Raw genomic sequence first — 15,175 nt, 5'->3', positions numbered from 1 at the left:
AGGGCCGACGTGTCCGCCCCCGTCTGCGAGGCGCCCCGCTTCGCCGTCGTCGGCAACCCCGAGAACCGCCGCGTCACCCTCTTCGCCGACGCGGTGCGCGCAGCCGGCCTGCCCGCCGCTCGGATCGTGGCCTGGGCGGACGTCCTGCGCGACGGCGGGGCGCGGTTCGACGCCTCGGAGACCGTCCGGATCGACTCCCCGGGCGAGAACGCCGACGTCGACCGGCAGTGGCGCGGCACATCCGACCCCACCCGGGTCGAGGGCTCCGCCCGCTGGTACGCCGGGTTCACCGCGGCGCTGCGCGGTCTGCGCGGAGGCGTCCGGCTCGACGACCCCGGCGAACTCGCCCTGCTGTTCGACAAACGCCGCTGCCACGCCGTCCTGGACGCGGCGGGCGTGCCGGTGCCCGCCTCGCCGACCTCGGGCCCCGGGGCCGCGCCCGTGCGGGGCTGGGACGACGTGCGGGCACTGATGCGGGAGCACCGCATGCCCCGGCTCTTCGTCAAGCCCGCGCACGGATCGTCCGCTTCCGGCGTGCTCGCCGTGGAGTCGGGCGGCGCCGGCCGGATCCGGGCCACCACGTCCGTGGAACTCGCCCCGGACGGCGGCCTGTACAACTCGCTCAGAGTGCGCCGCTACGAACGGGAAGGGGACGTCGCCGCGATCGTCGACGCGCTCGCCCCGGACGGGCTGCACCTGGAACGCTGGCTGCCGAAGGCCTCCCAGGAGGGCCGTGCCGCCGACCTCAGGGTCGTCGTCGTGGCCGGCCGGGCGACTCACGCCGTGGTCCGCACCGGCCGCTCGCCGCTGACCAACCTCCACCTCGGCGGCAGCCGGGGCGACCTCGACGCGGTCCGGCGGGCCGTCGAGGCGGCGGGCGGGAGCTGGCCGGACCTGCTCGGCGTGTGCGAGCGGGCCGCGGCCTGCTTCCCCCGCACCCTCTGCGTCGGCGTCGACCTGCTCCCCGCGATCGGCTGGCGCAGGGCCGCCGTCGGCGAGGTCAACGCCTTCGGCGACCTCCTGCCCCGCCTCACCGGCCTGCCCGGCAGCGGCGCCGAGGGCCTCGACACCTACGCCGCCCAGATCGCCGCCGTACTGCGCGAGCGGCACAGAACAGGAACCACCCATGCCTGAGCCCGACCTGCCCGGCGAGCCCGACATGAACGACGTCGTCGGCAGCCACGACCTCCTTCTGGTCACCCTCGACACCCTGCGCCACGACGTGGCCGTCGAGCTGGCGGAAGCCGGCCGCATCCCGAACCTCGCCCGTCATCTGCCCGGCGGCCGCTGGGAGAAGCGGCACGCCCCGGGAAGCTTCACCTACGCCTCCCACCAGGCGATCTTCGCGGGCTTCCTGCCGACCCCGGCAGCCCCCGGACCCCACCCGCGGCTGTTCGCGGCGAAGTTCGCGGGCAGTGAGACCACCGCGGGCGGCACCTTCGTCTACGACACCCCCGACCTCGTCTCCGGCCTCGCCGAAGCGGGCTACCACACCGTCTGCATCGGGGGCGTGGGTTTCTTCAACCGGCAGGGCCCGCTCGGCTCGGTGCTGCCCGGCCTCTTCCACGACTCCCACTGGGAACCGGAGTTCGGCGTCACCTCGCCCCACTCCTTCGAGAACCAGATCGCCCGGGCCGAACAGGTCGTCCGCGAACTCCCCGCCGAACAGCGGCTGTTCCTCTTCGTGAACGTCTCCGCCCTGCACCAGCCGAACTGGTTCCACCTGCCCGGCGCAACCCGCGAGGCCGGCGACAGCCGGGCCACCCACGCCGCCGCGCTGGAATACGTCGACCGGCACATCGGCCGGCTGTTCGCCGCCGCGAGCAGCCGGCGCCGCTGCTTCGCGATCGTCTGCTCCGACCACGGCACCGCCTACGGCGACGACGGCTACACCGGCCACCGTCTCGGCCACGAGTCGGTGTGGACCGTGCCGTACACCCACTTCTTCCTCGACCGAGCCGGGGCCGCCCGATGACCACCGCCCAACTCGCCGCCCCCTACCAGCACTACGTGTACGCCTACCCCCACAAGACCGCGTACCGCAGGCTGATCGACCGCCCCCGCCTGCGGGACCTGTGGGCGGCGGAACCCAAGGACGCCCTCTCCCTCTATCTGCACATCCCGTTCTGCGAGGTCCGCTGCGGCTTCTGCAACCTCTTCACCCGCATCGGCGCCCCCGACGGCCTGACCGGCGCCTACCTCGACGCGCTCGAACGGCAGGCCGGCGCCGTACGGGAGGCGCTGGGGGAGGGGGAGGAGGTCCGCTTCGCCACGGCCGCCTTCGGCGGCGGCACCCCCACCTTCCTCACCGCCGCCGAACTGACCCGGCTGTGCGACATCGCCGAGCACGGCATGGGCGCCGACCTGCGGGCGGTCCCCCTGTCGGTGGAGGCCTCGCCCGCCACGGCCACCGCCGACCGGCTCACCGTCCTGGCCGAGCGCGGCGCCACCCGGCTCAGCCTGGGCGTCCAGAGCTTCGTCGACACCGAGGCCAGGGCCGCCGTACGCCCGCAGCGCCGCGCCGACGTCGAGGCGGCGCTCGCCCGTGTCCGCGAGGCCCGCATACCCGTCCTCAACATCGACCTCATCTACGGCATCGACGGGCAGACGGAGCGGACCTGGCGGCACTCCCTGGACGCCGCGCTCGCCTGGCGCCCCGAGGAGCTCTACCTGTATCCCCTCTACGTCCGCCCACTCACCGGCCTCGACCGCCGCCGCGGCGGCCCCGATCCCGCCTGGGACGAGCAGCGGCTGCGCCTGTACCGGGCCGGCCGCGACCACCTCCTCGCGCACGGCTACACCCAGCAGTCCATGCGCATGTTCCGCCGGGCCGACGCCCCGCCCCAGGGCGCGGACGACTACGCCTGCCAGACCGACGGCATGATCGGCCTGGGCTGCGGCGCCCGCTCCTACACCGCCGGCCTGCACTACTCCTTCGACTACGCCGTGGGCATGCACGAGATCCGCGCGATCGTCGACGACTACGTCGCGCGGCCCGCCGTCGACTTCGCCCGCGCCGAGTACGGTCGCCGCATGGACGGGGACGAGTCCCGCCGCCGCCATCTCCTGCAGTCCCTCCTCCAGGCCGACGGCCTGCCCCTGGAGGACTACCGGGCCCGCTTCGGCAGCGACCCCGCGGGCGACTTCGCCCCCGAACTCGCCCGCCTCGCCGACCGGGGCTGGCTGGCGGACGACGTCCCGGACGCCCTGCGGCTCACCCCCGAGGGCCTCGCCCACTCCGACGCCATCGGCCCCGCCCTGTTCTCCCCGGCCGTGCGTGCCGCGATGACCGCCTACGACAGGAAGTGACCGGACCGCCATGGACCTCACCCTGCTGTACCGCGGTCCCCTCGCCTCGTGCGACTACGACTGCCCCTACTGCCCGTTCGCCAAGCGGCGCGACACCGGCGACCAGCTCCGCGCCGACCGCGCCGCCCTCGAACGGTTCGCGCGCTGGGCCGCGGAGCAGAGCGGCGACCGGCTGTCGGTCCTGTTCACCCCCTGGGGCGAGGGCCTCGTCCGCTCCTGGTACCGGCGCACCCTGGCCGAGCTGTCCCGCCTGCCGCACATCCGCCGGGTGGCGATCCAGACCAACCTCAGCTGCCGCACCGACTGGCTCGCGGAGGCCGACGCCGACACCCTGGCCCTGTGGTGCACCTACCACCCCGGCCAGACCCCCTACGACCGCTTCCTCGCCAAGTGCCGCGACCTGGGTGAACGCGGCGTCCGCTTCAGCGTCGGCGTCGTCGGCCTGCCCGAGCACCTCGGCGAGGCCCGCAGGCTCCGCGCCGACCTGCCCGAGCACGTCTACCTGTGGATCAACGCGGCCGAGGCACACACGTACACGGACGCCGAGGCCGACGCCTGGACCGCCCTGGACCCCCTCTTTCCGTACAGCCGCCACCCGCACACCAGCGCCGGCCTGCCCTGCCGCACCGGCGAGAGCGTGATCTCGGTCGACGGCGACGGCACCGTCCGCCGCTGTCACTTCGTGCGCGCCCCGCTCGGCAACCTCTACGACGGCACCTACCGCGCGGCCCTGCGCCCCCGCCCCTGCCCGCTCGCCGTCTGCGACTGCCACATCGGCTACGTCCATCTGGAGACGCTGCCGCTGTACGACGTCTTCGCGGGCGGCGTCCTGGAGCGCGTCCCGGCCGCCGTACCGCCGAGCGGCCCCGTCGACCTGCCGGGCCCCGGCGCGGTAGGGGCCGCCCAGGTTTGATTTCGCCCATTGTGTCTACCGGGGAGATATGACGCAGTCGACGCGGGAGACGGAACGAAAGTACGAGGTGCCGGACACCGGCGGCTTCCCGACCCTGGCCGCCCTGTCACGCGACGGCAAGGGCGCCGAAGGCAGGACCAAGGGCAAGAACAAGGGCAAGGGCAAGAAGCGGGCCGGGACCGGGAGCCCCGGCCTCTCGCTCGTCGACGGGGGCGTACACGACCTGGACGCGGTGTACTACGACACCGCCGACCTGCGGCTGGCCCGCTCCGCCGCGACCCTGCGCCGCCGCACGGGCGGCCCCGACGCCGGCTGGCACCTCAAGCTGCCGCTGCCGGGCGACGACCGGGACGAGATCCGCGCCCCCCTCCAGGACGGCGTCCCCGAGCGGCTGCGCGAACTGGCGCTGTCCCGGACCCGCGGCGCCCGCCTCCAGCCCGTCGTGCGCATCCGCTCCCGGCGCAGCGTGCGCGACCTCGTCGACGCCGACGGCACGGTCCTCGCGGAGGTCGCCCTGGACCGGGTGGACGCCGACTCGCTGTGCCCGGAGGGCGGCCACGCCTCCTGGGCGGAGCTCGAAGTCGAACTGGCGGCCGGGGACGGCGACCCCGCCCTGCTGGACCGCGTGGAGAACGCGCTCGGCGCCGAGGGCTTCACCCGCTCCGGGTCCGCGTCCAAACTGGCCCGCGCGCTGAGCGACACCGCGGCCGACGCGGCCGGTGCCTCCGGTGCGCAGAGCGCGCCCCGGCCCGCGTCCGGCCCCCGCCCGGGCACGGCCGGCGCGGAACTCCACGCCTACCTCAGCGAGCAGGTCCGCGCCCTCGTCGACCTCGATCCGGCGGTACGGCGAGGCCTGCCGGACTCGGTGCACCAGATGCGGGTCGCCTGCCGCCGGCTGCGCAGCTCCCTGCGCTCCTACCGCTCCCTCGTCGACCGCGAGGTCACCGACCCCGTCCGGGCCGACCTGCAGTGGCTCGGCGGCGAGCTGGGCGCCGAACGCGACCAGGAGGTCCTGGCCCAGAGGCTGCGCGAGGGCGTGGACCGGCTGCCCGGCGAACTGGTCCTCGGACCCGTCGCCGCCCGCCTCCAGGCCTGGGACGTCACAAAGTCCGCCGAGGCCCGCGAACGCAGCCTCGCCGCCCTGTCCTCACCCCGGTACGTCGCCCTCCTGGAGGCGCTGGACCGGCTCGTCGCCGACCCGCCTCTGCGGGCCGGCGCCTCCCGGAAGGCGGCGAAGGCGCTGCCCGCGGCGCTCGGCGAGGAGTTCGGCCGGCTCGCGGACCGGGTCGACCGGGCGCTGCGCACGCCGGCGGGGCCCGAGCGCGACGCCGCGCTCCACGAGGCCCGCAAGAAGGCCAAGCGTCTGCGCTACGCCGCCGAGGCGGCCCGCCCCGCCCTCGGCAAGCCGGCGAAGCGCCTGAGCAAGAGCGTCAAGTCGGTGCAGAAGGCGCTCGGCGACCACCATGACGGCGTGGTCGCGCGCGACGCCCTGCGTCGCCACGCGGTGGCGGCCCACGCCGCCGGTGAGCCCGGCTTCACCTGGGGCCTGCTGTACGGCCGGGAGCAGGCCGCGGCGGCCGCCCGCGAGGAGAGCCTGCCGAAGCTGTGGCGTGCGGCCGCCCGCACCCGCCCGCGCAAGGCCTGACCCACCACGACCGGCGCCCGCACCGTGAGGGACACGGGGCGGGCGCAGGTCGTTCAGGGCGTCGAGGACGCGCGGGTCAGGAGGCGTTCGTCCCCTTCGCCGAAGCGGTCACGTCCGTCACCTTCCAGCGCTGGTTGGCGCCGGAGTTGGGCTGCCAGGTGGTGACGGCGGCGCCCTCGTTGGTGGCCTGCCCGCCGACCTCGAGGACACGGCTGCTCGCCGGGTTCACCAGGGTCCAGGTGCCGTCGCCGGTGGTGGACAGGATCCACTCGGCGGCCGCGTCGCGCACGCCGGTGTCGGGCTCCACCACCGGCACGTTGTTGCGGACGGCGAGTCGCTTGCCCTGCGCCGGGTTGGCGAACACGTACCGCTGGCGGGCGCCGTCGGTGGCGCCGTAGCGGGCGTCCAGCCGCCACTGCTGCGCGACGGAGCCGTTGGCCGTGCCGATGACCAGGGAGGCACCGTTGGGTGCGACGGTGACCGCCTTGCCGCTCTGGACGCCGGTCAGGGTGTAGGTGTGGTCCTCGCGGACCACCGGGGCGTCCTTCGCGGCGTCGGACACGCCCGTGACGGCGAAGGAGGTCACCGACTGGGCCGGCACGGTGAAGGTGGCCTTGCCGTCGCTGACCTCGACCGGGGCCTTCTTCTGGAGCTTGCCGTCGGCGCTGGTGACGACCGGGGTGACGGTCGCGCCGTCCCTGATCTTGCGGAACTTCGACAGGTCGATGGTGACCGTGCGGGCCTCGGCGGTGCTGTTGACGTGCACCAGCGACAGGCCCTTGCCGTCCGCGGTCACGGCGGCGGCGCTGGAGGTGTCGTCCACCTTGATCAGCCGGTCGCCGGGCTTGATGAAGTGGGTGAAGTTGCGGGCGGTGTCGAACTTGGTGTTCGTGTAGATCGGGCAGCTCTGCAGCGTGTCCTTCGAGGTGCAGCTGAACGGGAGCTGGATGGAGCCCCAGTTGCCGCCCTTGGCGGACTCGCCGCCCGGCTTCATGTTGTCGTAGTCTTCGACCGGCTGCCAGAACACCCAGGCGCTGGGCTCCAGTTCGCGCAGGTCGTTGACGATCTGCTGGGCCAGGCCGAGGCCCGGGCGCATGTCGGTGAAGCTCTGCCCGTCGCCCCAGTCGCCCTCGACCTCGCTCATCCACAGCGTCTTGTCGGCGGCCTTGGCCTGGTCGCGCACGGTGGTGCGCTGCCCGGTGCCGTAGGTGTGGACGTTCATCTGGTCGACCAGGTCGCGCGACGCCTGGGAGTAGGAGTTCCAGTTCTGCGCGAAGATGCCCGGATTGGTCTCGTCCATGGCCGAGATCCGCGCGTTGGTCTTCACCTTCTTCAGCGCCGGGTCCAGCGCGGCGAGGACCTTCTGCTGGAGCTCGGGCCCTATGTGGGCGCCCTCCTGACGGCCGCCGACGGGCTGGCCGTCCGCGCCCAGCCGGGTGCCCCAGTAGGTGGTGTTCGGCTCGTTGAACGGGTCGACGGTCTTGACCTTGATGCCGTGCGCCCGCTCCAGCCGCTTCGTCGCGCCGGCCATGTAGGCGGCGAAGTCGTCGACCGACTCGGTCTTCAACTGGTCGGCGCCCGAGTCGAATCCGCCGGAGACGTAGCCGCTGACGGTCATGAACCAGGGCGGCGAGTTGCTGAAGGTCTCCCAGTGGGTGATGTCCTTCTTGATGCGGTCCACCCACCAGCGCTGGGTGGCGTCGGCGTCGGCGTTCCAGTCGGCCGGGTCGTCGGCGCTCCACCAGTCGGTGTCCTCGCGGGTGGTGCCCGCCGGGGCCTTCCACCAGCCCTCGACGGCGCCGCCGGCGCGCAGGTAGTCCTTGACGTCGGGGGCGTTGCCGCCGCCGACGTTGTAGCGGGCGATGTTCAGCGCGAGGCCGTCGTCGTCGAAGAGGAGCTTCGCCAGCTTCTCGCGGATCGCCGGCGGGTAGTCACCGGTGGCGTTGGCGAACCAGACCAGGCTGGTGCCCCAGCCCTCGAACTTCTCCTGCTGGTACGACGGGTCCGGCCGAACGGTGACCGAGGAGGCGGCCTCGGCCTGCGCGGGGACGCTGAGCAGGGCGGCCCCGGTGGCCAGGGCGGTCAGTGCCGCGGCCCCGAGGGACCGTCTGCTGCGGATACGGCGTGCCATCTGTGCTCCCAACTGCGGTGCGGTCGCTGCGTGGGCCCCTCCCGCCGCCAGAGCGGGAGGGGATGGCCCCCGGCGTGGACACGAAGCCGTGTCCACGCCGAGGAGTCATGGAGGTGGTGCGGGTGATACCTGTGGTGCGGTGCGTTCGCGCTCAGCCGACGGGCCGGCGCAGTACGGCGACCTCGCGCGGGCCAAGGACGAGCGCGCCGCCCTCGTCGCCGGCGCCGATCAGGATCTCGCCGTCCAGCCCGGTCACCGGCACCGCGGCGTCGGTGCGGTTGACCAGGAACAGGAAGCGCTCCGAGGCGCTTCGACGGACGGTCAGCTCGACCCGTCCGCGCAGCTCGGCCGGCAGTTCGCTGCGCACCCCGGCCGGCTCCAGCAGCCGTGGCAGCAGCGCGACGAGCCCGTCGACGCCGAGGCGGGTGGAGACGTAGGAGGCGGAGCCCCGTTCCGTCACCCGGCGGGTGACGGCGGGCCGGCCGGCGTGCGTGCCCGTGCGGTAGCGGACGAGGACCTCGGTGTCGTCGTCGGCGACGTCGATCTGGTCGGTCCACAGGGTGCCGGTGCCGCCGTCGTCCAGCTCCACGCTCTGCCCGTCGAGCAGCGGCCCGAACTCCTCGACCCGGATGCCGAGCAGCTCGCGCAGGGCGCCCGGGTAACCGCCCAGCCACACATGGTCGTTCTGGTCGACGACGCCGGAGAAGTAGGTGGTGACGAGGTGACCGCCCTGCTCCGCGTAGCGGGTCAGCTCCTTGGCGAGTTCGGCCGGCACCATGTGCAGCACGGGGGCGATCAGCACCTGGTGCCGGGAGAGGTCGGCGCGGGTGGTGACCAGGTCGGCGCGGACGCCCAGGGCGAGCAGCGCGGAGTACCAGTCGAGCGCCTCCTGCCGGTAGTCGAGCAGCGCGGTGGGGTGGGAGTCCTGCTCGCTCGCCCACCACGACTCCCAGTCGTAGAGGATGCCGACGGCGGCGGACTCCCGCTCCGAACCGGCCACCGGGGCCAGCGACTTGAGGGTGGCGCCGAGGTCGCGCACGGCGCGGAAGAGGCCGCTGTCGGGGCCGGCGTGCGGAACCATCGCCGAGTGGTACTTCTCCGCGCCGGCCGCCGACTGCCGCCACTGGAAGAAGCACACCGCGTCCGCGCCGTGCGCCACGTGCAGCAGCGAGTCGCGGGCCAGGTCGCCGGGCCGCTTCGCCACGTTGACGTGCTGCCAGTTGACGGCGCTGGTGGAGTGCTCCATCAGGAACCAGGGCCGGCCGCCCGCGATGCCGCTGACCAGGTTCGCGGAGAAGGACAGCTCGTCGCGGTCCTGCGGGCCGGGGTGGACGTAGTGGTCGTTGGAGACGAAGTCGATCTCGTCGGCCCAGTCCGGGTAGTTCATGCCCTTGGTGCCGCCCATCACCATGAAGTTGGTGGTGATGGGCACGTCCGGGGTGATCTCGCGCAGGATGTCCCGTTCGGCGCGCAGATGGTCCTTGAGCGCGTCGGAGGAGAACCGCTTGAAGTCGAGCTGCTGGGTCGGGTTGGGGTGCGAGGCGGCGAGCCGCGGCGGCAGGATCTGCTCCCAGTCGCTGTAGCGCTGCGACCAGAACGCCGTCCCCCAGGCGTGGTTGAGCGCTTCGAGGGTGCCGTAGCGGGCGCGCAGCCAGGTCCGGAAGGCGCGGGCCGCGTCGTCGGAGAAGTCGTAGATGTTGTGGCAGCCCAGCTCGTTGGAGACGTGCCAGGCGACCAGCGCCGGATGGTCCTTGTAGCGGTCGGCCATCGCGCGGACCAGGCGCAGGGCGTGCTCACGGAAGACGGGCGAGGTCGGCCGCCAGTGCTGGCGCGCCCCCGGCCACAGCGTCTCGCCGTTCGCCGTCACCGGCAGGATCTCCGGGTGGGCGGCGGTCAGCCAGGGCGGCGGGGAGGCGGTGGCGGTTGCCAGGTCGACGCCGATGCCGCCCGCGTGCAGCAGGTCCATGACCTCGTCGAGCCAGCCGAAGTCCCACTCCTCGGGGCCCGGCTGAAGGCGCGCCCAGGAGAAGATCGCGACGGACACGACGGTGACGCCGGCCTCGCGCATCAGCCGGACGTCCTCCTCCCACACGTCCCGGGGCCACTGCTCGGGGTTGTAGTCGGCGCCGTAGGCCAGACGCGGGGCGGGGTCACCGTCCGTCCCGCGCAGCATGCGGGACTGGAGGGTGGAGATCATGGCGGTCCTTCCGAAAGAGGGTGCGCGGGGGCGGCGCGGCCGACGTGCCGCGCCGCCCGGCGGACTTGCGTGCCGAGGGCTACTCGACGGTGAAGCCCTGCTCCTTGCCGTACTTGACGGAGGCGTCCTGCCAGGCCTTCAGACCGTCCGCCAGCTTCGTGCCGCCGACGTAGGCCTTGCCGACGGTGTCGTTGAAGATCGAGTTGGCGTACTGCTGGAAGGGCAGGTACGACCAGTCGCTGGCGACGTTGGCCGCGGACTCGGCGAAGATCTTGTTCGCCTCCTGGCCGCCGAAGTAGTCGAACTTGGTCGACTGGAACTCGGTGGACTGCAGCTCCGCGGTGGTCGCGGGGAAGGCGCCCTGCTTGACGCGGGTCTTCACGCCGTCACCGGCGTTGGCGTACTCGGCGAAGGCGTAGGCGAGTTCCTTGTTCTTGCCCAGCGCGGGCAGGGTCAGCGAGCTGCCGCCGTTCTCCGCGCTCGCCTTGTCGCCCTTGGTCCAGGCCGGCATGGGAGCCGCGCGCCAGTCGCCCTTGGCGTTCGGGACGCCGGTGACGAAGTTGGCGGGCATCCAGGCGCCGGTGGCCAGGGTGGCGATGGTGCCGTCGCCGAGACCCTTGTACCAGTCGTCGGTCCAGCCGTTGACCGGCGCGAGGAGCTTCTCGTCGAGGAGCTTCTGCCAGGTGTCCGTGTACTTCTTGGCGCCCGCGTCGGCGAAGTCGACCTTCACCTTGGTGCCGTCGACCTTGTAGGGGCGCGAACCGGCCTGCCACAGCATGCTGGTGGTGAAGCCCGCGTCGCCGGCGTCGTTGGCGATGTAGACCTTGGGGTCGGCCTTGTGCAGCTTGCGGGCGGCCTCGACGTACTCGTCCCAGGTGGTGGGGACGGCGATCTTGTACTTGTCGAAGACCTTCTTGTTGTAGAACAGCGCCATGGGGCCGGAGTCCATCGGCAGGCCGTAGACGGCGTCGCCCTCGCTGACCGCGTTCCACGGGCCCGGGGTGTACTTGGAGGCGAGCTTGTCCGCGCCGAACGGCTTGAGGTCGGTCAGGCCCTTGGTGAGGGAGTACTGGCTCACCGCGAAGTACTCGACCTGGGCGACGTCGGGCACGCCCTTCTCGGCCGAGATCGCGTTCGACAGCGCGGTGTAGTGCTTGTCGCCCGACCGCTCGCTGACCAGGTTGATCTTGACCTTGGGGTACTTCTTCTGGAAGTCGGCGGCGACCGTCTTCAGCGTGGGCTCCCAGGCCCAGACCGTCACCGTGCCGCCCTTCTCCAGGGCCGCCTTGACGTCGCCGGCGGAGACCGCCTTCTGGTCCGAGCTGTCGTCGGAGCCGCCGCAGGCGGTGGCGCCCAGGGCGAGCGTGGAGAGGAGGGCGATGCCACGCAGCGCCCGGCTGGTCCTTCTGTGCATGGAGGTGCTTCCGCTTCTTGGTGGTGGGTGAGGGTGTGAGGGTGAAGTGTGTGGGGCTCAGGGGCGGCGGCCGGGCCGCGAGGTCACTCCTTGACGCTTCCGGCGGCCAGACCGGACTGCCAGTACTTCTGCAGCAGCAGGAAGGCGGCGATCAGCGGCAGGATGGTGAGCAGCGAACCGGTGATCACCAGGTTGAAGATCACCTCGCCGCCGATGGTCTCGGCCTGTGCGTTCCAGGCGCTCAGCCCCAGGGTCAGCGGGTACCAGTCCGGGTCCTTGAGCATGATCAGCGGCAGGAAGTAGTTGTTCCAGGTGGCCACGGTGGTGAACAGCAGCACGGTCACGATGCCGGGGGCCAGCAGCGGCAGGGCGACCCGGAAGAACGTGCGGGCCTCGCCGGCCCCGTCGATGCGGGCGGCCTCCAGCAGTTCGGTGGGGATCGCCTCGGAGGCGAAGACCCACATCAGGTACAGGCCGAACGGCGACACCAGCGAGGGGATGATCACCGCCCACGGGGTGTCGGTGAGGCCCATCTTGCTGAACATCAGGAACGTGGGCACCGCGAGCGCCGTGCCGGGGACGGCGACCGCGCCGATGACGACCGCGAACACGCCGCGCTTTCCGGGGAAGTCGAACTTCGCCAGCGCGTAACCGCCCAGCACCGCGAGGAAGGTGGCGCCGCCCGCGCCGAGCACCACGTACAGCAGGGTGTTGAGCAGCCAGCGGCCGAACACGCCGTCGTTGTACGTGAACGTGTCGCGGATGTTGTCCCAGAGGGCGAAGTCGTCGCTGAACCACAGGCCGCTGGAGTCGGCCAGACCCGCCTGCGTCTTGGTGGCGTTGATGGCCAGCCAGATCAGCGGCACCACGGTGTACAGGACGATCAGGGCGGTCAGCACCGTCAACAGGACGCTGCGACGGGGTTTTTGGGCGGTGTGCCGGCGCGGCCCGCGCAGCCGGGGCGCGGCCTTGGGGGCGTCGGCGGTCGCGGCGGGCGGGGTGGGGGAGGCGGTGGTGAGAGGGCTGCTCATCGGGTCACGCTCCCTTGCGCATGCCGCGCAGCTGCACGACGTAGGCGATCACCATCGTGATGAGGCCCATGATGATGGCCACCGTCGCGGAGTAGTTGTGCTGCTGGCCGTTGAAGGACAGCGAGTAGGTGTAGAAGTTCGGGGTGTAGTCCGTGGTGATGGCGTTGCGGGCCAGCGGCCGCAGGATGTTCGGCTCGTTGAAGAGCTGGAAGCTGCCGATGATGGAGAAGATCGTCGCGATGACGAGGGCGCCCCGGATCGCCGGCAGCTTGATCGCGGTGATCACGCGGATCTGTCCGGCGCCGTCGATCTCCGCGGCCTCGTAGAGCGAGTGCGGGATGACGCGCAGCGCCGAGTAGAAGATCAGCATGTTGTAGCCGACGAACTCCCAGGTCACGATGTTGCCGATGGAGGCCAGGACCAGGTCGGGGGAGAGCGGGTCGGGCAGCGAGACGCCGAACGCCTCGTTGATGTCGCCCACCAGGCCGTACTTGGTGCCGTACATGAAGCCCCACATCAGGGTGGCGACCACGGCGGGCACGGCGTACGGAAGGAAGATCGTGATGCGGAAGAAGCTCTTGCCGTAGAGCCGGCCGCTGTCCAGGGCGAGGGCCACCAGCAGGGCGATGCCGAGCATGATCGGAACCTGGACGGCGAGGAAGAGCGCCACCCGGGCCAGGGAGTCCCAGAACTGGTCGTCCTGAAGGGCCTGCGTGTAGTTGTCCAGGCCGACGAAGGTGGTGCCGCCGATGAGCTGGTCGCGGAAGAGGCTGAGGTAGATCGAGTATCCGATCGGGGCCAGGAAGACCAGGGCGAACACGGCCACGAAGGGACCTAGGAAACCCCACCCCGCCCAGGAGCGTCGGTCCCGTCTCGCCGGGGGAGGGGCCGGCCGGGGTGCGGCGGCCGCCGGCGGTTGCAGCGTCGTCATGTCGTTCCTCGTTCGTCCTGTCCTGGAGCCCGCGGTGCCGCGCCGACCTGCTGAGCCGCACCGCCAGGATGTTTACGCAAACATCAGCGCCGTAAATGGGGCGACTGCCTGTTATGTTTACGTAAACATCTGATGGCGGCATGTCTACACTGCCCCGATAACCATGGTCAAGGGTCCTCTGGGGAGACCGCGGGGAGACCATGGGGCGCCGCGGTGGAAGAAGGGTCGGGCTGCGCAGTGGAGATGGCGGGAAGATCCCGGGCGGACGAGATCGGGACGGTGCGGGGCCCGGCCGGGGACGCGCCCGGGCGCGTCCCCGGGCCGCAGGAGGCCGTGCCCGCGACGGGCGGCGCCGGGCAGCGGGCGCGGTCGCGCCGCCGGACCACCGCCTCCATGGCGGACGTGGCACGCCTCGCAGGCGTCTCCTCCCAGACGGTCTCCCGGGTCTCCAACGGCTACGCCGGCGTCAACGAGGAGACCCGGCAGCAGGTGCTGGCGGCGATGAAGGAGCTGGGCTACCGCCCCAACAGCGCGGCCCGCGCCCTCAAACGCGGCGAGTTCCGCACCATCGGCGTCATCACCTTCACCCTCTCCACCACCGGAAACGTCCGCACCCTGGAGGCCATCGCGACCTCGGCGGCGGCCGAGGGGTACGCCGTGACCCTGCTGCCGGTCGCCGTCCCCACCCAGGACGAGGTGCGCGGCGCGTTCTCCCGGCTGGAGGAGCTCGCCGTCGACGCGGTGATCGTGATCATGGAGGTGCACCTCCTCGACGCGGCCACGGTCACCCTCCCGCCGCACGTCCAGGTCGTAGTCGTCGACTCCGACGCCGGCAGCCACTACACCGTCGTCGACACCGACCAGGCCGGCGGCACCCGCACCGCCGTGCAGCATCTGCTCGACCTCGGCCACGCCACCGTCTGGCACCTCGCCGGCCCCGAGGGCTCCTTCGCCGCACAGCGCCGCGCGGACGCCTGGCACGGCGCCCTCGCCGAGGCCGGCCGCACCGCGCCGCCCGTCGTGCGGGGCGACTGGTCGGCGGAGTCCGGCTACCGGGCCGGCCTGGAGATCGCCGCCCGCGAGGACTGCACCGCCGTCTTCGCGGCCAACGACCAGATGGCGCTCGGTCTGCTGCGCGCCCTGCACGAACGCGGACGCCGCGTCCCAGAGGACGTCAGCGTCATCGGCTTCGACGACATCCCCGAGGCGGGCTCCTTCCAGCCCCCGCTCACCACGCTCCACCAGGACTTCGCCGAGGTCGGCCGCCTCTGCGTCCAGGCCGTCCTGCGCAAGATGCGCCGGGACGGCCCCGAACACGGGACCACCCTGGTGCCGACCCGCCTGGTCCGGCGCTCCAGCACGGCGCCGCCGCCGAGGGGCTGAGAGCCGGGGCCCGCGCCTTCTCGGGGCCGCGTGTCCGGGTGCGAGGTGGTGAGGAGCGGTCGGGTCTTCGAGCCGTCGGGTCCTCGAGACGTCAGATCCCCGCACCGTCGGGTCTGCGCGGCGTCAGATCCCTGAGCCGTCGGGTCCTCCAGCCGTCGGGTCCCTGAGCCGTCGGGGCTCCGAGACGTCAGGTCCCTGAGCCGTCGGGTCTCCGAGACGTC

Annotated in this window: 11 protein-coding genes; 6 read left to right on the top strand and 5 right to left on the bottom strand. The window is 72.4% G+C overall.

Going from position 1 to position 15,175, the window contains the following annotated elements; genetic code table 11:
- The first annotated feature begins 9 nt into the window (after positions 1 to 9).
- From ACIRS4_RS09655 to ACIRS4_RS09635, 5 genes are read left to right on the top strand one after another with little or no spacing between them, the layout of a single operon-like run.
- Positions 10 to 1,134 carry an STM4014 family protein gene (locus ACIRS4_RS09655; protein ID WP_404193086.1) on the top strand — a complete coding sequence of 375 codons (1,125 nt, stop codon included), beginning with the start codon at positions 10 to 12 and terminating at the stop codon, positions 1,132 to 1,134.
- A 25-nt stretch (positions 1,135 to 1,159) separates the two neighbouring features.
- A complete protein-coding gene (locus ACIRS4_RS09650; RefSeq protein ID WP_404193083.1) occupies positions 1,160 to 1,975 on the top strand; it encodes an STM4013/SEN3800 family hydrolase in 816 nt (271 codons plus the stop codon).
- Positions 1,972 to 3,309, top strand: coding sequence for an STM4012 family radical SAM protein (locus tag ACIRS4_RS09645; RefSeq protein ID WP_404192466.1), 1,338 nt, complete (start codon positions 1,972 to 1,974; stop codon positions 3,307 to 3,309). Before ACIRS4_RS09650 ends, ACIRS4_RS09645 begins: the two co-directional genes overlap by 4 nt.
- Before the next feature lie 10 nt (positions 3,310 to 3,319).
- Positions 3,320 to 4,222: an STM4011 family radical SAM protein gene (locus tag ACIRS4_RS09640; RefSeq protein WP_404192463.1), complete on the top strand. Its 903-nt coding sequence runs from the start codon at positions 3,320 to 3,322 to the stop codon at positions 4,220 to 4,222.
- Between the two features lie 28 nt (positions 4,223 to 4,250).
- Positions 4,251 to 5,867, top strand: coding sequence for a CHAD domain-containing protein (locus tag ACIRS4_RS09635; protein WP_404192460.1), 1,617 nt, complete (start codon positions 4,251 to 4,253; stop codon positions 5,865 to 5,867).
- Positions 5,868 to 5,943: 76 nt separating this feature from the next.
- Here ACIRS4_RS09635 and ACIRS4_RS09630 read toward each other — a convergent pair whose 3' ends face one another.
- The 5 genes from ACIRS4_RS09630 to ACIRS4_RS09610 all read right to left on the bottom strand — a co-directional run bounded on the left by ACIRS4_RS09630 (position 5,944) and on the right by ACIRS4_RS09610 (position 13,571).
- Entirely contained in the window at positions 5,944 to 7,998 is a 2,055-nt protein-coding gene (locus ACIRS4_RS09630; protein WP_404192458.1) for an RICIN domain-containing protein, read from the bottom strand.
- Between the two features lie 151 nt (positions 7,999 to 8,149).
- The gene (locus ACIRS4_RS09625) at positions 8,150 to 10,195 is read right to left on the bottom strand and encodes a beta-galactosidase (protein WP_404192456.1); all 2,046 of its coding nucleotides are present in this window, start codon (positions 10,193 to 10,195) and stop codon (positions 8,150 to 8,152) included.
- A 79-nt stretch (positions 10,196 to 10,274) separates the two neighbouring features.
- A complete protein-coding gene (locus ACIRS4_RS09620) occupies positions 10,275 to 11,609 on the bottom strand; it encodes an ABC transporter substrate-binding protein (RefSeq protein ID WP_404192454.1) in 1,335 nt (444 codons plus the stop codon).
- A gap of 83 nt (positions 11,610 to 11,692) precedes the next feature.
- Positions 11,693 to 12,640, bottom strand: a complete 948-nt coding sequence (locus ACIRS4_RS09615; RefSeq protein ID WP_404192451.1) for a carbohydrate ABC transporter permease — start codon at positions 12,638 to 12,640, stop codon at positions 11,693 to 11,695.
- Between the two features lie 4 nt (positions 12,641 to 12,644).
- On the bottom strand, positions 12,645 to 13,571 hold the full coding sequence (locus tag ACIRS4_RS09610; RefSeq protein ID WP_404192448.1) for a carbohydrate ABC transporter permease: 927 nt from the start codon (positions 13,569 to 13,571) through the stop codon (positions 12,645 to 12,647).
- A gap of 393 nt (positions 13,572 to 13,964) precedes the next feature.
- Between ACIRS4_RS09610 and ACIRS4_RS09605 the strand changes: the two genes are divergently transcribed.
- Positions 13,965 to 14,954, top strand: coding sequence for a LacI family DNA-binding transcriptional regulator (locus ACIRS4_RS09605; protein ID WP_404193080.1), 990 nt, complete (start codon positions 13,965 to 13,967; stop codon positions 14,952 to 14,954).
- Positions 14,955 to 15,175 lie beyond the last annotated feature (221 nt).

This window comes from Streptomyces sp. NPDC101166, from assembly GCF_044768125.1.
Lineage (GTDB): Bacteria > Actinomycetota > Actinomycetes > Streptomycetales > Streptomycetaceae > Streptomyces.
This window is presented reverse-complemented; position numbering and strand designations above follow the sequence as displayed.